This is a genomic window from Rheinheimera soli (assembly GCF_021290985.1).
Lineage (GTDB): Bacteria > Pseudomonadota > Gammaproteobacteria > Enterobacterales > Alteromonadaceae > Pararheinheimera > Pararheinheimera soli.
Window position 1 is genome coordinate 15,055 of the sequence record NZ_JAJOYU010000031.1, and the last position, 18,710, is coordinate 33,764.

Here is an 18,710-nt window from a genome sequence, read left to right on the forward strand (position 1 = left end):
TCTATGTTATTAAAATCTTTGGATCATATATTCTGGTTAGGCCGTTATCTGGAGCGTTTGGATGACACGGCCCGCTTAATTAATGCCACCAGCCATTTACTGATCGACAGTCACAAAGACAGCCAGTTTAGCTGGCCATTATTGCTGGATGTATTAGGGCAGAATGGTGCCGAACTCTTGAGTCAGTTGCCCGCAAGTGATTTGACGGTAGAGCAGCAAGTGATGGGGTATTTAATTACTGATGTGGACTGTCAGGTGTCTATTCGTGCCGCTTGTACTGCATTGAAACAAAATGCCAGAACAGTTCGGCAACTGATCCCACGTGATATGTGGGAAGAGTTGAATTCACTGGATTTGTTTTTACAGGAACACTGCCAGCAGTTACAAGGTCGTCAGCACAGATACCGCTTAATGACTGAAGTCAGCCGCCGTTGTCAGATGGTGGTGGGCGTGCTGGACGGCACTATGTTGCGTAGCGACGCTTTTGATTTATTTAATATTGGCCGACATGTGGAGCGGGCAGATATGACCACCCGCATTATGGATGTGATGGTGTTACAGCAGTTGCAACCGACGGATATTAAAAGACCCCGTTTTCGCTGGACCTCCATTTTAAATGCTCTGGGTGGCGTGGAGTCCTATCACTATTATCTGGCACATCAAAACACTGAAGTGGATGCGGTGGATTATCTGCTGACTTACGCTGATTTTCCTCGCTCCATTGCCTATTGTTTGCATAGAGTGGCAGCATCAGCGAAAGGTTTGCCGCACAGTGCTGCTATATTGCAACGAGTATGGCAGTTACAGGACTTATTAAAAACGCAAAACTTATCAGAATTAACCACAGGTCAGCTGCATCAGCTGATTGACCAATTTCAGACGGGGATTATTGAATTGCATCAGGTGATTAGCACGCCAAATCTTGAGTTGTCCAAAGATCTCAGCCAGCAAATGTCGGCCTGATCTATGGCCATTGTGGTGCAGGACACAGAGCCGGGCATAGTGCAGAATCCAGCGCAGGACGCCGCACATCATTCTGAGCAACAGCTCTGGACTGAGCTACCTCAGTGGCAGCAATTGCAGCTGTGGTGGCAACAACAAAGCCAACAACATCTGCTGGAGTTGCATACCGATTTACAGCATCAGCTGCGGGAAAACGGTGCTACTTTTGATCCCTGGCTGGAACAACAGCGCCAGCTGGATTTAATGCCGTGGCTGATCAGTGATACCCAGTGGCAGCAGTTGCAGGCGGGTGTAAAGCAGCGTCAATTGTTGCTCTCGATGGTGTTACAGGATTTGTATGGGCCGCAGTTATTGATACAACAAGGGCTGCTGCCCGCTGAACTGATTTTTCAAAACAAAAACTACTTACTGCCTTGCCATCAGCTGGTGCCCACTCATCAGCAGTGGCTGAGTTTGCTGGCTGTAGATATAGGCCGCGATGCTCATGGCGACTTTTGCGTTTATGCCGATCAAAGCCAGATGCCGGCGGGGCTTGGTTTTGTCTTGGAGCACAGGCTGGCGTTTAACCATTGTATTGGTGAGCTCAATCACAGTATTGGTAAAAGTCAGCTGGCCGGATTTTTCCGTAAATTGCAGCTGGTGTTTGCACAGGGCACAGGCCATACCGCCGAAGGGCGACGACCGCTTTGTGGTTTATTAACTCATGGCAAACGCGACGCCGCTTATTTTGAACATGCCTTTTTAGCCAATTATTTAGACATAGCCCTGATGCACAGCGCCGATCTGATGTTTAAAGATGGCGCTTTGTGGTTAAAAACTGTCACTGGTTTACAACAGGTTGACAGTCTGATGCGTTATTTACCCGATGCGTGTTGTGATGCACTGGAGCTGGATCCTGATTCAACAGGCACTGCAGGTTTACTGCAAAGTATTCGTCAACAGCAGCTGTTTTGCGCTAATCCGCCAGGTGCTGCATTGCTTGACTCCGGCGTGTTATTGCCTTTTTTACCTGCGCTCTGCCGTGCGCTACTAAATGAAGAATTGCAATTGCCCACCACTGCCGCTTTTTGGTGTGGTAAGCCTGAGCAGTTGCAACAGGTTTTATCTGAAGCCACTCATTATCGATTTCGCAGGATCGACACTGCAGAAAGCTGGCTTTGGGCCGAACTGGACCCGCTGCAACAACAGCAGTTACAGCAGCAGCTTCTGGCAGAATCCAGGCTTTTTATCGCCATCCGCTTACTGCCCTTAAGTTCTGTGCCCTGCTGGAACAGCACTCAAGGCGAACATCAACAGTTTGGTGTGTTGCGTTTATTTGGTTTGTTATCCGAGCAACACACAGCTGCAGTAATGCCCGGTGCTCTGGCTCGTATCAGCCCTGATGCGAACTGTTTGCAGCATCAGTACAGCATGGGTTTTGTGGCCAAAGATGTCTGGGTGCTGGCCGATCAGGACCATGCGGTCAGCCTGCTGCAAAATACCCAAAAGCGGATTTTGTTATCCCGTCACAGTGGTTTATTGCCAAGCCGCGTTGCCGACCATTTATTCTGGCTGGGCCGTTATAACGAGCGGCTGAATTTAGTTTGCCGCGCTTTACGTTACACAGTGCCGCTTTTAACCAGTTTCCAGGTGACAGCCGGTCAACAAAATGACAGCAGAGCTTTAGTACGCTTTTGTTTGCAGGCCAATGGCACTTTGCCAGACAGTGCAGCTTTGAGTTCATTGCAGCAGACCAGCGCCTTGCAGCAGGCCTTAAGTGAATTGTTTTCACTGCAGCATCCGGCAGGTTTAGCGCAGGTGCTGAAAAATTTATTGTTTAACGCGCAGTCGGTGCGGGAATACTTCAGTGAAGACACCTGGTATGTGCTGGATAAATTGCAATTGGCACTGACGCAATGGCCTCATCCGCTGAACTGGCAACAGCCGCAACAAATGGTGCGTTTACTGGATGAAGTCATATTATTGCAAACCGCTATTTATGGTCTGAATAACGAAACCATGAGCCGCACCCAAACTTTAAGGTTTATGGATTTGGGTCAGCATATGGAAAGGGCATTGCAAAGTGTCACTCTGCTGCAAGAGGTTTTTGTATTTGATCAAGGCCGTAACTGCAGTGCTTCGTTGATGGAATCGGTGCTGCGCATGACAGATACCTTAATGACTTACAGGCGCCGTTATAAAACCGAGCTGCATCCGTTGGCGGTGATTGACTTACTGCTGCTGGATGACAGTACGCCACGTTCTGTGGGTTATCAGTGCGCCCGTCTTGCCAGTCAAATTCAGCAACTGCCTAAACCTGGAGCTGCTGTGGTACTTAGTCGTGAGCAAAAACTGGCAGTGGAGCTGGTGTCTTTACTGCAACTGGCTGAACCAGAACAACTCTTTGATGATCAGTTGCAGGCAACACCAGAGCTGGGGCTTTTGCTACAGCAGTTGCACTCAGTACTGCGGCAATTGTCCGACAGCATTACCTTGTCCTATTTCAGTCACGCCGAAGCGGGCAAATCATGGCAGAGTTTTTAGATGGGCATTGATTTGAATTTCAGGCGGGCGGGGACAAGCCTCGCCCCTATAAGGCCAAACTTATGAAGTACCAAATCCGCCACCTGACCCGTTATTGTTACCAGCATCCTGTGGCTAACAGTTACAATTTGGCTTGCCTGCAGCCACGTCGATTGCCGACACAGGAGCTATGTAGTTTCTCTTTAGAGGTGTCGCCAACAGCCTCTTCTGTCTATGCCAGAACAGATACTTTTGGTAATACCCAGCATTTTATTCACTTGCAGCCACCGCATCAGCAACTGGCTGTGACGGCTTACTCTGTGGTTGAGGTTTTGCCACGCCAACAGAGTCTGGCTTTGGATTTAACCCAGCCCTGGCCACAAGTCGCAGCTTTTTTCCGCCAACAACAAGGCTATTCGCCAGAGCAACTCAAAGCACTGTTGTGCACTGGACCAAGCCGGATGATCCCTGTGCTTGACGAAACAAAGGCGTTGATCCAGAGCATAGCCGACCCGGCTTTTACTGTATTACAGTTGGCACAACAACTGACGGATTTGATTTTTCAGCAGTTTGAATACGATCCTGAATTTAGCTCTGTCGTTACGCCAGTGTCTGAAGTGTTGCTGCATAAAAAGGGGGTTTGTCAGGACTTTGCCCAACTGGCCGTCAGCTGTTTACGTGCTTTAGGTATTCCAGCGCGTTATGTCAGTGGGTATCTGGAAACCTCGCCACCAGAAGGACAGCCACGTTTAATAGGCGCTGATGCATCGCATGCCTGGTTTGCGGTGTACGACCCTGAACTGGGTTGGGTCGATTTTGACCCCACTAATAATCTGATGCCGGCAGAACGTCATATCACCTTAGCTTATGGCCGCGACTATGCCGATGTAGTGCCGCTGAAAGGCCTATTGCAAGGTCATGGCGTGCATCTGCTGGAAGTGGAAGTGGATGTTGTGCCGATTTGATGTCTGGGTCAGATCATCATTTGCGAAGCAAATATGTTCTGACCCTAGAGATCAAGTTACAAACTATAGTCCTGCGTCAGTTCATCATCGCCTTTTTCCAGCTCAAAACTGACAGTGTCGCCATCGGCGCAAAGTTGCTGAATTTTGCAAGGCACACCTTCAGGCGTCAGCTCGAGTAAACCTATACCAGCAGAGTTCACCAAACGGCGGCCTTTGGTTTCGCCTATAGGCCTGTGGTGGGTGATTTTCATCCGGCGTCTTTTGGTAAACCAGTTCAGTGGCGATCGGGAGGCGTAAAGCCAGCGGTTGGCTGTATCTAAAATAGCCAGGAGCCGGTGTGGAAACTCATTTTTCAGGCCGCTGCTGGTGATTTGCCAAATGGATGGGCTTTGTTGTTTGTGTTTGAGCGCCACTTGAAATACAAAACTGTAATGCACATCACCGGATAAAATGATGAAGTTGCGTGGTGTTTTTGGATGGCGGAATAAATTCAGTAGCGCATAAGCAGAACCCGGATGGGTCATCCAGTTTTCAGCATCCACCATCAGAGGTTTACCAAAGCTGGTAAAAATACGCTGAATAGTTTCAATCAATTTGACGCCAAACACTGGGGCAGGGGAGACCAGCAATACAGCTTCATGGCCCAAGAGTTGTTGCTGCAATTCAGTAATAGATTCCCAGTCCATCAAACCCGAAGGTTTTTCCATCGACAGCTCTGAGCGCCAGCGTTGGGTGCGGGTGTCCAGCACCAATAACGGTGGTTGGGTCGGCCAACTGTAATGCCATTCAGAGAATTTAAGCAGGCTGTTAATACATTCATCATGAATTTCTGTACCGGGTCGATTCAGCGCTTGTTGGCACAAGGGCACTAGCTTTTGCACTTTTTCTGGTGCATTACCCCAGCCCTGAAACAGCAGGTAGCCCATTAGTGCATTGCCAATAATACGGCGCGAAAACGGATGTTCGTAGGCGGTTTTTTCCCACTCTGCAGTTAAATTCCAGTCGTCAGTAATGTCGTGATCATCAAACATCATGGCGACTGGCAGATGGGCCATTAAACGCCTGACCTGGCCTAAACCTGCTTTAAATTCTTCCAGGTTTTGAGTGTATGTGGCACAACGTTTTTGCCGTGCTGGACTAAAACTGCTGAGTAGACCTTCCGGCATCTGCAAATCCAAGCCCTGCCATGGTGCAGGTGACCAGACCAGCAGGTACATCGAAAACACTTCGGCCATAGAGATCAAATGGTTGTGAGCGCTGTCTGTGGTAAATACCGGTTTTTTTGCGCCTTGAAACAGCTGTTTTAATACCTGATAACTGGCTTCGGTAGCAGGCAGAAGTTTCTCTCGCTGGTAATAAAATGGCGTTTTGCTGTGCAGTTCATGAGCTGAGCTTAAGGTGGAACAAGGTAATGCTTCGTCGGCAAAATCCAGTTTAGCTATCAGTTGATGAATAGCATAAAGCGTAGGTGCGGCCACGTCGTCTGTGTAGACCTGGTCGCCACTTAACATCAAAAGCGATGGCCACTGTGCAGGGCTTGTTTCCAATAGTTGCTGATCGGCACGGACTAAGCCATCGCCAGCGCCAAAATGCGGTTTGCGACAGGAGCCATGTAACACCGAATGCACTTTGGGTTTGAGAATAAACCCTGGTAAGTCCCGTCCAGGATAAACTAAATCGTCCGCCCACTGCCGCCAGTTTTGCCAGTCGCCTGTGCTGGTTTTTAACTGCAGATCATAACTGATCCAGCGTTCAGTTGGCAGCGCCTCATGCAGCTCCAAATCCAAAAAATACAGATAGAGTTTGCCGGCAAGCTGAAGTTGTTGCACAAAGGGCTGCAGCTGTTTTACTTCAAACTCGAGCGGTTCACCTTGTTCAGGTTGAAGCTGAAGTTTCAATTCCACTGGTTCAGAAGTGGCTAACCAGAGACAAAGTCGCTTTGGTGTCAGGCGGCGTAACATAGGGCCAGCCCACACCAAGGGAATATCATTTGCTACTTTGGACAAACTTAGTTCAGAAATAACAACACTCCTTTTTCAACCCCATTTTTACAAGCTGGCTTTCAGCTGGTACAACAAATCCAAAGCCTGACGGGCTGACAGCTGATCCGGATCCAGTTTTGCCAGTTGCTCAAGTATTGGATGAGGTTCGGCTTCGACAAATAATTGTTGTTGCAGCGGTTGTGCTGTTTTAGCCGCTGCTGGTGCTTTGGCACTGACAACGGACTGTTGTTCCAATTGGGCCAGTTTTTGTTTGGCTTTTTGGATCACCACCCGCGGCACACCAGCCAGTTGCGCTACCTGTAAACCATAACTTTTACTGGCTGCGCCATCTTGCACCTGATGCATAAAGACGATGTGTTCGTCGTGCTCTACCGCATCCAGATGAATATTGGCTAAGCCCTGTAACTGTGAGGCCAGCTCCGTCAGTTCAAAATAATGGGTGGCAAACAACGTCATGGCTTTGAGTTGCTGCGCCAGGTATTCAGCACAGGCCCATGCCAGCGACAAGCCATCATAAGTACTGGTGCCACGGCCTATTTCATCCATCAGTACTAAACTTTGTGCTGTGGCGTGATGCAAAATAGTGGCGGTTTCTGTCATTTCCACCATAAAGGTAGAGCGGCCTGACGCCAAATCATCGGATGCACCAACCCGGGTGAATATTCTGTCAACCGGGCCTAATACAGCGCGCTCTGCTGGTACAAAACTACCTATATAAGCCATCAGCACTATTAAAGCGTTCTGGCGCATGTAAGTCGATTTACCGCCCATATTTGGGCCTGTAATCATCAGCATGCGACGCTCTGGCGACAGCTTAAGTGGGTTGGCAATAAAAGGTTCAGTCATCACCTGTTCTACTACGGGGTGACGACCTGCTTCTATGTGGATGCCTGGCTCTGGCGTCAGCTCTGGCTGATGATAGTTCAGCTGTTCAGCGCGCTCTGCAAAGTTAGTCAGTAAATCCAGTTCGGCCAAAGCCGCTGAAAGTTGCTGTAATTCAGCCAGATAAGGCGCTGTTAAATCAAACAACTCATCGTATAACTGCTTTTCCAACGCCAAAGCTTTGCTTTGACTGCCAAGCACCTTGTCTTCATATTCTTTTAATTCAGGAATAATAAAACGTTCGTTGTTTTTTAACGTCTGGCGGCGAATATAATCTGCTGGTACCTGATCGGCAGCGCTGCGGCCGGTTTCAATGTAATAACCCGCCACTCTGTTAAAACCAACTTTGAGTGAGGCTATACCAGTACGTTCTTTTTCACGTTGCTCCAGTCGCTCCAGATAATCAGTGGCACCAGTGGCGAGTTCACGCCATTGATCCAGTGCTGCGTTGTAGCCTGAAGCTATCACGCCGCCATCACGAATAAGCATAGGTGGAGTTTCGACTATGGCACGCTCTAATAAGTCACAAAGTTCTGGCAACGGCTGACATTTAGCGGTCAGCTGAGCCAATAAAGGGCTGTGTAACAGAGTCAGTTCAGGCGATAGCTCTGGCAACAACTGCAAAGCAGCTCGTAAACGGGAGAAATCACGGGGCCGTGCACTTCGAAGTGCTAAACGGGCTATGACCCGCTCCGTATCACCTACTTGTTTAAATAGCGGCTGCAAACTCTGGTGGTGTTGCTGCAATTCAGCTACCGCCTGATGACGACCTGACACCAACGCCTGATCGCGCAGTGGCGCATGGATCCAGCGCTTCAACAAACGACTGCCCATAGCTGTCTGGCATTGATCCAGCACTGCTGCAAGGGTGTGGTCAAACTGGCCTGCTAAGGTTTGGGTCAGCTCTAAATTACGTCGTGTTGCTGCATCTAGTACTATGCAGTCCTGATTACGCTCAAGAGCAATAGAGCGGATATGAGGCAGCTGAGCGCGCTGGGTGTCTTTGACATACCCCATTAAGCAGCCGGCGGCCATCAGCGCCACTGGTGCTTGTTCTACGCCAAAACTTTGTAAGTCGCGGGTGCCAAATTGTTGGGTTAACAAACGTTTGGCGTTGCTTAACTCAAATTCCCAGACAGGGCGGCGACGCACGCCTTTACGGTTAATGACGCTATCAGGCCAGTCCTGCTCTTCAGCATATAAAATTTCTGCCGGATTTAAGCGTTGCAATAAGGCCAATAAATCATCCAGATGGGTGACTTCGTTAATTAAAAAGCGGCCGCTGCTTAAATCTAAGTAAGCAAAACCATAGCTGCCTTTTTGCTGATACAAAGCCGAGACCAGGGTGTCCTGACGTTCATTCAGCAGCGCTTCGTCTGTGACAGTGCCTGGAGTCACAATACGTACCACAGCGCGTTCAACCGGGCCTTTGCTTAAGGCCGGATCGCCGATTTGTTCACAAATAGCAGCGGATTCACCCAGTTGCACTAAACGGGCTAAATAACCTTCAATCGAATGATAAGGCACGCCTGCCATAGGAATAGGCTGTCCTGCCGACTGGCCTCTTTTGGTCAGCGAAATATCTAACAAGGCAGAGGCCTTTTTGGCGTCATCGTAAAACAGCTCGTAAAAGTCACCCATACGATAGAACAGCAAAATATCAGGATGCTGGCATTTCAGGCCAAGGTACTGTTGCATCATCGGAGTGTGCGGGCTTAGGGCTTGCCCGTCTTTCTGTTCTGGCGGCATAATGGCTTAATAATTCCTGCGTTGGACCAAAGATGACAATTCCAGTAACCACCTATCAATTGGCGGCGGATCTCGGAGCGCTATTATTGCGGAAAAACTTCAGTATCACCACCGCAGAATCCTGCACTGGCGGTGGTATTGCATATGTGTTGACCGCTGTGCCCGGCAGTTCAGCTTATCTGGACCGATCTTTTGTCACCTACAGCAATAAATCCAAACAACAACTGTTGGGTGTCAAGGCCGAAACTTTGTTGCAATACGGTGCTGTCAGTAAAGAAACTGTATTGGAAATGGCTGTAGGCGCAGCCAGAGCAGCTGGTGCTGAAGTAGCGGTAGCGGTGTCTGGTATTGCAGGCCCTGATGGTGGATCTGCCACTAAACCTGTGGGTACTGTACATTTTTGTTTTGAAATTCAGGGCCATCAGGTATTGTCGCATCGCATCTTTGATGGCGACAGAGCCACAGTGCGCCAGCAGGCGATCGATTTTGTCTTGCAGCAGCTGATCTTGTTATTGACAGACTAAAGCAAAAAGACTACTGTATGAGCATACAGCACTTTGAGTGCATCCAAGAATCCACCGGAGAGAGCAATGGACGACAATAAACAAAAAGCACTGACCGCAGCCTTAGGTCAAATCGAACGCCAGTTTGGTAAAGGTTCAATTATGCGTTTGGGCGACAGCACTGCGCTTGATATCGACTTTATCCCTACAGGTTCGTTAGGTTTGGATATTGCGCTCGGCATAGGCGGTTTGCCTTGTGGTCGTATTGTTGAGATCTACGGTCCTGAATCTTCAGGTAAAACCACTTTAACTTTACAGGTCGTTGCTGAAGCTCAGCGCATGGGTAAAACCTGTGCTTTTATCGATGCTGAACACGCGCTGGACCCTGTATACGCGAAAAAATTAGGCGTAAACGTCGACGATTTATTAGTGTCTCAGCCGGATACTGGTGAACAAGCTCTGGAAATTTGTGACATGTTAGTACGTTCTGCTGCGGTAGACGTGATTGTTGTCGACTCAGTGGCTGCATTAACACCTCGCGCTGAAATTGAAGGCGATATGGGTGACAGCCACGTAGGTTTACAAGCACGTTTAATGTCTCAGGCGCTGCGTAAACTGACAGGTAATATCAAACGTTCAAACACTTTATGTATTTTCATCAACCAAATCCGGATGAAAATTGGTGTGATGTTTGGTTCACCAGAAACCACGACTGGCGGTAACGCGTTAAAATTCTACGCTTCAGTGCGTTTAGATATTCGTCGTACTGGTTCTGTCAAAGATGGCGACGAAGTGACGGGTAACGAAACCCGCGTCAAAGTGGTGAAAAACAAAGTAGCACCACCCTTTAAACAAGCCGAATTTATTATTATGTACGGCGCTGGTATCAGCAAAGATGGCGAGTTAGTCGACTTAGGTGTACTGCATAAGCTGATCGACAAAGCTGGTGCCTGGTATGCGTACAAAGGTAACAAGATTGGTCAGGGTAAAGCCAACGCCATGAAATATCTGCAGGAAAACCCTGCTGTTGCTAAAGAAATTGAAGCTGAATTACGCCGTATGCTGTTACTGGAACCATCGAAAGGTGCTCCGTCACCAGCAGAAGATTTTGGTATGCTGCCAGCTGACGCAGAAGCTGATCTGTAAGCTGCATTAGCTCACAGTTTAAGCTTAAAGAATAAGCGTAAGAACAGGCGTAAAAATTAAAACAAACCCGGCTCAGGCCGGGTTTGTTGTTTTTAATAGCGTGCTATTTAAGAAAACGCAGGTTTATTTTTCGCCCCGCCTGGCCATTGTTAACATCAAAAGCTGATGATGCCGATGCCTGAACAACCTGTATTTATTCATCGGCCATCTTTATTTTTATTTAGACGTCTAAACGTGTAGAAGTTGACATTTCCGCAGCTTTGAGCCAGAGTAACCTCATTTTTCAGCCTTGTCGGAGATGCTATGCCTATTAAAGTCATTGATCAGTTACCTGCTGTGGAAGCTCTTTCTGCGGAGAACGTTTTTGTCATGACTGAAAGCCGGGCTTTATCGCAGGATATCCGGCCGCTGAAAATTGCCATTCTGAATTTAATGCCGAACAAAGTCGCGACTGAAATCCAGTTATTACGCTTGTTAGCCAATAGCCCGCTGCAGGTAGATGTAGAGCTGATACGACTTGATAATCATGTCAGCAAAAACACACCACAAAATCATCTGGACTGTTTTTACCGCTATTTTTCTGATGTACAGCAGCAAAATTATGATGGCTTGATTATCACGGGTGCGCCTTTAGGTTTAGTCAATTACGAAGATGTCAGTTACTGGCCTCAACTGGCTGAAATTCTGACCTGGGCTGACCGTCACGTCACTTCCACTTTGTTTTTATGCTGGGCTGCTCATGCCGCTTTGTATCATTACTATGGTTTGCAGCGCGAAATTCGTGGCGAGAAGTTATCCGGTGTCTACTGGCAAAATGTTTCTCAGCCTTTAAGCCCTTTAGTACGGGGTTTTGATGATGAGTTTTTAGTGCCACATTCGCGTTATGCTCAGGTGCCCAAACAAAAGTATCAACATCATCCGGATTTGCATGTGCTGGCAGAAGCCGATGCGACAGGTGCTTATTTACTGCAGAACAGCACAGGCAGCCGGGTTTTTGTTACTGGTCATCCTGAATACGATTTAACCACCTTAAATGATGAATACCAGCGCGATCTGGCCGCAGGTCTTGAGCCTAAAATTCCAGAGAACTACTATAAACAAAACGATCCGGCCAAAGGTCCACATAAGTTATGGCAAAGCCATGCCTTTTTATTATTCAGCAACTGGCTGAACTATTATGTGTATCAGGCCACACCTTTTGATATTCAGCAGATAGGGCAGTAGTAATGACCAATCGCAGTGTGTTAACTCCGGACGCCCTTCGTGCGCTGTTGGCGGAACGTATTTTGGTGTTAGATGGTGCTATGGGCACCATGATCCAGCAATACAAATTACAGGAAGCAGATTACCGCGGTACTGAATTTGCTGACTGGTCCACTGATCTGAAAGGCAATAACGACTTGCTGGTGTTGACCAAGCCTGATCTTATTCTGGATATTCATCGCCAGTATTTAGCTGCTGGTGCTGATATTCTCGAAACCAATAGCTTTAATGCCACGCCTATTGCTATGGCTGACTACGATATGTCGCATTTATCAGCGCGCATCAACCGTGAATCGGCCGCTTTGGCGCGTCAGGCCTGTGATGAATACAGCACGCCAGACAAACCACGTTTTGTCGCTGGTGTATTAGGCCCAACCAACAGAACGGCTTCTATTTCACCTGATGTAAACGATCCGGGTTACCGTAATGTCGACTTTGATACCTTAGTCAGCGCTTATTCTGAATCTACTCATGCACTGATTGAAGGTGGCGCCGACATTATTATGCTGGAAACCATTTTTGATACCTTAAACGCCAAAGCAGCCGCTTTTGCTGTACTGAAAGTCTTTGATGAATTGGGTTTCAGCTTACCTGTGATGATTTCTGGCACTATCACCGACGCCTCAGGTCGTACTTTGTCCGGTCAAACCACTGAAGCTTTTTACCATTCATTAGCTCATGTAGAGCCAGTCAGCTTTGGTCTGAACTGCGCTTTAGGGCCAGACTTATTACGGCCTTATGTTGAGACTTTATCCGGTATTTCAGAATGTTATGTCTCAGTGCATCCAAATGCGGGCTTACCGAATGAATTTGGCGAATACGATTTAGGTGCAGTAGAGATGGCCAAAGAAATTGCCGATTGGGCAGAGCAGGGCTTTTTAAATATTGTCGGTGGTTGCTGTGGTACTACGCCTGAACATATCAAAGCCATCAGCGATGCGGTGGCTGATTTACCTGCGCGTCAACCGAAACAGAAAACGCACCAGTTTCATTTGTCTGGTTTAGAAGCTTTTGGTCTGGAGTGGTAATGCGACAACAAGCCCGTTTTATTAACGTTGGTGAACGCACTAACGTCACAGGCTCAGCCCGTTTTAAAAAGCTGATATTAGAAGGCGAATACGAAAAAGCTTTGGATGTTGCGCGTCAGCAAGTCGAGAGTGGTGCTCAGATCATTGATATCAACATGGACGAAGCCATGCTCGACAGCAAGGCAGCCATGGTACGTTACCTGAATTTACTGGCATCTGAACCCGATATTTCCCGCGTGCCTATTATGGTCGACTCGTCCAAGTGGGAGGTGATTGAAGCAGCGCTGAAATGTATTCAGGGTAAACCTGTCGTCAATTCGATTTCGCTCAAAGAAGGCATAGAGCCGTTTTTATACCAGGCAAAATTACTTCGCCGTTATGGTGCTGCAGTAGTAGTGATGGCCTTTGATGAAAAAGGTCAGGCTGATACCAAAGCGCGTAAAGTCGAAATTTGCCAGCGTGCTTATGAGATTCTGGTCAATCAGATTGGTTTTCCGCCAGAAGATATTATCTTCGATCCAAATATTTTTGCCGTTGCAACAGGTATCGAAGAACATAACAATTACGCGGTCGACTTTATTGAAGCCACCCGCGAAATCAAACGATTATGCCCTTATGCCAAAATCTCTGGTGGCGTGTCCAATATCTCTTTTTCGTTCCGTGGTAACGACCCGGTGCGTGAAGCCATGCACTCGGTGTTCTTGTACCATGCCATTGGCGCTGGTATGGATATGGGCATAGTCAACGCCGGTCAGTTGGCAGTGTATGACGATATCCCAGAGTTATTGCGCGAGCGGGTTGAGGATGTGATCTTAAACCGCCGCGAAGATGCAACAGAGCGTTTACTGGACATTGCGGCCGAGTTTAAAGGCGATGGTTCGGTCGCTGTTAAAGAAGACGAAGCCTGGCGGGCCTGGCCTGTGAATAAACGTCTTGAACATGCGTTAGTGAAAGGCATTACCGACTTTATTGACCAGGACACTGAAGAAGCACGCTTAACTGTTGAACGGCCTTTGCACGTGATTGAAGGGCCCTTGATGGACGGCATGAATGTGGTCGGCGACTTATTCGGTGAAGGCAAAATGTTCTTGCCTCAGGTGGTTAAATCGGCCCGTGTGATGAAAAAAGCAGTGGCCTATTTACAGCCTTTTATCGAACTGGAAAAAGCCGGTACTGGCGCCCGAGCTCAGGGCAAAGTGCTGATGGCGACAGTCAAAGGCGATGTGCACGACATAGGCAAAAACATTGTAGGCGTAGTGCTGCAGTGCAATAACTATGAAGTCATCGACCTTGGTGTGATGGTGCCTTGCGCTACCTTGCTGCAAAAAGCCAAAGAGCTGAATGTCGATATTATTGGTTTGTCTGGCCTTATTACGCCGTCTTTGGATGAGATGGTGCATGTGGCGAAAGAAATGACCCGCTTAGGTTTTGATATTCCGCTATTGATTGGTGGCGCTACTACGTCTAAAGCTCATACCGCGATAAAAATTGCTCCCAGTTATCAGCACGGTGTGGTTTATGTGCCTAATGCGTCACGCAGTGTATCAGTGGTGCAATCGCTGATTAGCAAAGAACATAAACCGGCCTTTTTAGAACGGGTGAACGACGAATACGACAGAGCCCGCGAGCAACATGCCCGCAGTCGACCAGGTGAAAAGCTGCTGACACTGGAGCAGGCCCGGGCTAATAAATTTAAACTGGATTTAACCAAAGTAGCACCTGCGCCAAAACAACCGGGTGTGCATTTATGGCAAGACGTTGAGTTAGAGCTGCTTCGCGATTACATCGACTGGACGCCATTTTTCCTGACCTGGCAGTTGTCCGGTAAATTCCCTGCGATTTTGAATCACCCTGAAGTGGGCATGGAAGCACGTCGTGTGCACAGAGACGCCAACGCTATTCTGGATTTAATGATTAAGCAGAAAAAAGTGCAGGGCAAAGCTGTGTTTGGCTTTTTCCCGGCCAATAGTTTGGGCGATGACATTATTGTCTACACGGATGAGAGCAGAACAGTGGAGCGTTGCCGTTTATTTAATTTACGTCAGCAACTGCAACTGCGTAACGACAATCCAAACTGCTGCTTAGCTGACTTTGTTGCCCCTGTGGGGTCTGGTATTGCTGACTATATAGGCGGTTTTGCTGTCAGCACTGGCTTTGGTGCTGATGAGCTGGCTGATGAATTTGCCGCTCAGCACGATGATTACAACAGCATTATGGTTAAAGCCTTGGCTGACCGTTTAGCTGAAGCATTAGCCGAATACCTGCATATGAAAGTACGACGTGAACTCTGGGGTTATGCGCCGGATGAAACATTGGATAACGAGCAACTTATTCGTGAGTTGTATCAGGGCATACGACCAGCTCCTGGTTATCCGGCTTGTCCAGAGCATACAGAAAAGGGCACTTTATGGCAGTTGCTGGATGTCGAAGCCCAAACTGGCATCCAGTTGACTGAAAGTTACGCCATGTGGCCAGGCGCTGCAGTCAGTGGTTGGTACTTTGCTCATCCTGATAGCAAATACTTTGCCGTCAGCAAAATTGGCACTGACCAAAAAGATGAATACGCGGCGAAAAAAGCTTGGTCAGCTGAACAGGCTGAAAGCTGGTTAGCACCGAACTTAGGTTAAGGATTGTTGGGTCAGAGCCAAGGCTCTGACCCTGGTTTTAGCTGGCGATAGCCGGGTCGACGATAAAACGTTGCAGCATTTTAGCGACCTGTCGCTCAGGGAGTTCAAATTTAATCCCCAAAGACAACTCCTGCAATTCCAAATGGCAATTCATAATCTCACCTGGGATCTGAATTCTTTCCTCTTCACCTGGTACCAGAAGTTCCATCAAAATTTGTACCTTGTTAATCTGGCTGGCTTCCGCATGCACTTTCATCGAAAACCGGCAGCCACAAGGTGATATATCGATGACAAAGCCGTTATAAAGGGAAAAGGTTTCAGGCAAAGCCCCTTGTTCTACTGGATTGACATAGGCCGGAATAAAAGCCCGGATCCGTTGTTTGGCCCGTAAAGAACGGTTTTCTATTTGCTGAGGATACTCCAGAAATAATAAATGCACCGGATGATGAGAAATGGTTTTTATCATGGCTCTGAAGGCAATACATTCACCTAAATCGCCTTCCAGCAGGCAACGCACAACCGTCATATTGCCTTCAACAAACACATCTTTATAGCCACCATCTATCACTTGTTGTGGTAGCTTCAACACCAGATAGCGGTTTTTTTCATAACCAACCAAGGAGGTTCTGATCCTTAAACTACTGGGTTGTGAAAACTGCAAGTCGACTTGAGAGCCTGGATGCAAGTGCCTGATTTTTTCATGCACCACGGGTGAAAGTAACGACTGTTCCATCGATAGTCACTCCTGATTAAAAAGTGAACAAAAACGCATCTTTGATTAATAGTGCAAATATGATAAAAGTGCAAAGTTATTTTCTGTTTTGGAGACTGATTTTATCAATTATGCCAAAGGGTGAAAAAACGTGATGAAATGGGTATGCGAAAACATTAATTTTGGATAAAACTACCCTATAGTTTAACAATGAAAAACTAATACAGATGACGGCCATGAAACTTCTTCTGCCCATTGGTTTGGTGGTATTTTTAACCGCATGCCAGCAAAACAACATTTCAACTACAACACCTGCTAGTCTGCTGAATGACGATTTGTTTAATCCTGTCGATGTCGTTATTGAAACTCCTGAACAAATTTTTGCTTTGCCTGAGCAAACCAAAGTGGATATCAGGGACTTAACTCGTTCAGCAGATTCACCTCGGGTGAAAACAGATTTGTTACTGAATTATTTGTTTGAGAAAAAAGGCAACAGCTTACTGTATCAAAATGATGCAACTCTGACCGCAGCGGAAACCCTGGCTGCCCGCCAGGCGAATTGTTTGTCTTTAACGATCTTGTCTTACAGCCTTGCACAGGAGATGCAACTGAATGCGGAATTCCGGGATATAAAAATTCCGGAATATTGGACTCAGAACAATGGTCAAAGTCTGTTGAATGGCCATGTGAATTTGAATATTGTTGGTGGTCAGAGTATTGGAAAAGGCGGGGGAGTTCATTACAGTGTTTTCAGTTATGTGATTGATTTTGATGTGCAAAGCAACAAAAACCATTTCCCTTCTGCTGTGCTGGATCAGCAACAGATTGTAGGCCTGTTTTATAACAATAAAGCAGCTGAAGCTATGGTGTATGGCAAAGATGATCTGGCTTATGCTTACCTGAAGGCAGCAATTTCTGTTGATCCTCGGGCTGAAGAGAGCTGGAATAATCTTGCAGTGTTATACAGACAGAAACAACAATTTGAGCTTGCTGAAAAAGCCTATCTGTTAGCGGCACAATTGGCTCCTGAGCAACTTAATTCAAAAGCAAATCTGGCTTTACTTTATGAAGTGATGGGAAAAACCGAACAGGCTGCTCAGTTAAGCGCTATGGTTGCGGCAAAAAGAAACCAAAACCCTTATTACCATATGATGTTAGGCAATGAGTCATTAACTTCTGGTTCTGCCCATAAAGCGATAGAGCATTATAAAAAGAGCCTTACATTAGATAAAAAGTTAGCTGAGGCTATGTTTGGCCTGGCTAAAGCCCATTTGTCACTGGGACAAACAGACAAGGCACAGCACTACTTGCAGTCTGCTGAGAAGTCTGCGCCAAGTCGCAGTGAACGTGCACGTTATCAATACAAACTAAAACTACTGACAGCTGCCGCTGTGCAGCATTAAGAGGCTTAAATCAGTGCTGTGTCGTGTTGTTTTTTCTGCGTTGTTTTTGTTCAGCACTGTTGCTTGTTTTTTTCTGCAGGCTCAATCTGCTTTATTAGATGATATTCAGCAGTTATCTGATGATCGTATGAGTGGGCGGGAAACTGCCACTCAGGGCTCTGAGCTGGCCCGTAATTACATCCAACAACGCTTTTCCGATTTAGGTTTGACCGCGCTAAAAGATAATTTTCGGCACCCTTTCAGCTACAGATCCGGCTTTTCTGACAAGCATGGCATTAACCTGATCGCTGAATTAAAAGGCTGCTCTCAAGCAGATACTTACATAGTGATGACAGCGCATTATGATCACTTAGGCATAGTCGCTGGCAAAATATACAACGGGGCTGATGATAATGCGTCTGGTGTTGCGGCTATGTTGGCATTGGCGGAGTTACTGAAAACTCAGTCTTGTCCTCGTTACAGCTACCTTTTTGTCGCGACTGATGCTGAAGAAATCGGGCTCTATGGCGCGAAAGCTTTTGTCGCGTCACCGCCAGTGGCCATACAGCAGGTTGTACTGAATATTAATCTGGACATGCTGAGCCGGGGAGAGCGCGCGAATCAATTGTATCTGTATGGTGCGTTTTCATTGCCCGGTATGGCGGATTATGTAAAAACTCAGCAGTTTGCGGTCAAGCTGAAACTACGCAAAAGAGGCCAGGGGTTAAGAGGAAAGCATCAGTTGGATTGGGCTAACGCCAGCGATCATGCACCATTCCGGCGGGCTGGAATTCCTTTTTTGTTTTTTGGGGTCGACTCGCACAAAGACTATCATACGCCACAAGATGATTGGCAGAGAATTAACCCTGCTTATCTGCAACGTATGTTTGAAAGTCTGAGTCAGGTGGTGGTATGGCTGGATCAGCAACCGCCTGAATGGTATCAGGCGGCACGAAAAACCAAATAATCAGTCACTTTTGCAGCG

Annotated in this window: 13 protein-coding genes; 10 read left to right on the forward strand and 3 right to left on the reverse strand. The window is 47.3% G+C overall.

From position 1 onward, the window contains the following. The first annotated feature begins 3 nt into the window (after positions 1-3). From LSG37_RS17345 to LSG37_RS17355, 3 genes are all read left to right on the forward strand, one after another. Entirely contained in the window at positions 4-963 is a 960-nt protein-coding gene (locus LSG37_RS17345; RefSeq protein ID WP_233081066.1) for an alpha-E domain-containing protein, read from the forward strand. Between the two features lie 3 nt (positions 964-966). Then, on the forward strand, positions 967-3,486 hold the full coding sequence (locus LSG37_RS17350) for a circularly permuted type 2 ATP-grasp protein (protein ID WP_233081067.1): 2,520 nt from the start codon (positions 967-969) through the stop codon (positions 3,484-3,486). A 62-nt stretch (positions 3,487-3,548) separates the two neighbouring features. Next, positions 3,549-4,430 carry a transglutaminase family protein gene (locus LSG37_RS17355; RefSeq protein WP_233081068.1) on the forward strand — a complete coding sequence of 294 codons (882 nt, stop codon included), beginning with the start codon at positions 3,549-3,551 and terminating at the stop codon, positions 4,428-4,430. Between the two features lie 56 nt (positions 4,431-4,486). On the opposite strand, the gene LSG37_RS17360 is transcribed toward LSG37_RS17355, so the two are convergent. Beyond that, positions 4,487-6,436 (reverse strand): alkaline phosphatase D family protein, encoded by a 1,950-nt coding sequence (locus LSG37_RS17360; RefSeq protein ID WP_233081069.1) that lies wholly within the window; start codon positions 6,434-6,436, stop codon positions 4,487-4,489. A 42-nt stretch (positions 6,437-6,478) separates the two neighbouring features. Then, positions 6,479-9,064 carry a DNA mismatch repair protein MutS gene (gene mutS, locus LSG37_RS17365; RefSeq protein WP_233081070.1) on the reverse strand — a complete coding sequence of 862 codons (2,586 nt, stop codon included), beginning with the start codon at positions 9,062-9,064 and terminating at the stop codon, positions 6,479-6,481. Positions 9,065-9,096: 32 nt separating this feature from the next. Between mutS and LSG37_RS17370 the strand changes: the two genes are divergently transcribed. The 5 genes from LSG37_RS17370 to metH all read left to right on the forward strand — a co-directional run bounded on the left by LSG37_RS17370 (position 9,097) and on the right by metH (position 15,631). Then, positions 9,097-9,588, forward strand: a complete 492-nt coding sequence (locus LSG37_RS17370) for a CinA family protein (protein WP_233081071.1) — start codon at positions 9,097-9,099, stop codon at positions 9,586-9,588. Between the two features lie 66 nt (positions 9,589-9,654). Further along, positions 9,655-10,713 carry a recombinase RecA gene (gene recA / locus LSG37_RS17375; protein ID WP_008898131.1) on the forward strand — a complete coding sequence of 353 codons (1,059 nt, stop codon included), beginning with the start codon at positions 9,655-9,657 and terminating at the stop codon, positions 10,711-10,713. 303 nt (positions 10,714-11,016) lie between these two features. Further along, positions 11,017-11,937, forward strand: a complete 921-nt coding sequence (gene metA / locus LSG37_RS17380) for a homoserine O-acetyltransferase MetA (RefSeq protein ID WP_233081072.1) — start codon at positions 11,017-11,019, stop codon at positions 11,935-11,937. Positions 11,938-11,939: 2 nt separating this feature from the next. Next, positions 11,940-13,004, forward strand: coding sequence for a homocysteine S-methyltransferase family protein (locus tag LSG37_RS21450; RefSeq protein ID WP_366515571.1), 1,065 nt, complete (start codon positions 11,940-11,942; stop codon positions 13,002-13,004). Further along, positions 13,004-15,631: a methionine synthase gene (gene metH, locus LSG37_RS17385; protein ID WP_366515572.1), complete on the forward strand. Its 2,628-nt coding sequence runs from the start codon at positions 13,004-13,006 to the stop codon at positions 15,629-15,631. Before LSG37_RS21450 ends, metH begins: the two co-directional genes overlap by 1 nt. A 37-nt stretch (positions 15,632-15,668) precedes the next feature. Here metH and LSG37_RS17390 read toward each other — a convergent pair whose 3' ends face one another. Next, complete coding sequence (locus LSG37_RS17390) at positions 15,669-16,364, reverse strand: flagellar brake domain-containing protein (RefSeq protein WP_233081073.1); 696 nt, start codon at positions 16,362-16,364, stop codon at positions 15,669-15,671. A 215-nt stretch (positions 16,365-16,579) separates the two neighbouring features. Here LSG37_RS17390 and LSG37_RS17395 point away from each other — a divergent pair, with 215 nt between their 5' ends. Together LSG37_RS17395 and LSG37_RS17400 are read left to right on the forward strand one after the other, a co-directional pair. Further along, positions 16,580-17,746, forward strand: coding sequence for a tetratricopeptide repeat protein (locus LSG37_RS17395; RefSeq protein ID WP_233081074.1), 1,167 nt, complete (start codon positions 16,580-16,582; stop codon positions 17,744-17,746). Between the two features lie 13 nt (positions 17,747-17,759). Next, entirely contained in the window at positions 17,760-18,692 is a 933-nt protein-coding gene (locus tag LSG37_RS17400; protein WP_233081075.1) for a M28 family peptidase, read from the forward strand. Positions 18,693-18,710 lie beyond the last annotated feature (18 nt).

Coding starts and splice junctions, on each gene's coding strand:
- metH (WP_366515572.1), top strand. CDS start 13,004: ATGCGACAACAAGCCCGTTTTATTAACGTTGGTGAACGCACTAACGTC.
- mutS (WP_233081070.1), bottom strand. CDS start 9,064: ATGCCGCCAGAACAGAAAGACGGGCAAGCCCTAAGCCCGCACACTCCG.
- LSG37_RS17390 (WP_233081073.1), bottom strand. CDS start 16,364: ATGGAACAGTCGTTACTTTCACCCGTGGTGCATGAAAAAATCAGGCAC.
- recA (WP_008898131.1), top strand. CDS start 9,655: ATGGACGACAATAAACAAAAAGCACTGACCGCAGCCTTAGGTCAAATC.
- LSG37_RS21450 (WP_366515571.1), top strand. CDS start 11,940: ATGACCAATCGCAGTGTGTTAACTCCGGACGCCCTTCGTGCGCTGTTG.
- LSG37_RS17345 (WP_233081066.1), top strand. CDS start 4: ATGTTATTAAAATCTTTGGATCATATATTCTGGTTAGGCCGTTATCTG.
- metA (WP_233081072.1), top strand. CDS start 11,017: ATGCCTATTAAAGTCATTGATCAGTTACCTGCTGTGGAAGCTCTTTCT.
- LSG37_RS17395 (WP_233081074.1), top strand. CDS start 16,580: ATGAAACTTCTTCTGCCCATTGGTTTGGTGGTATTTTTAACCGCATGC.
- LSG37_RS17350 (WP_233081067.1), top strand. CDS start 967: ATGGCCATTGTGGTGCAGGACACAGAGCCGGGCATAGTGCAGAATCCA.
- LSG37_RS17370 (WP_233081071.1), top strand. CDS start 9,097: ATGACAATTCCAGTAACCACCTATCAATTGGCGGCGGATCTCGGAGCG.
- LSG37_RS17355 (WP_233081068.1), top strand. CDS start 3,549: ATGAAGTACCAAATCCGCCACCTGACCCGTTATTGTTACCAGCATCCT.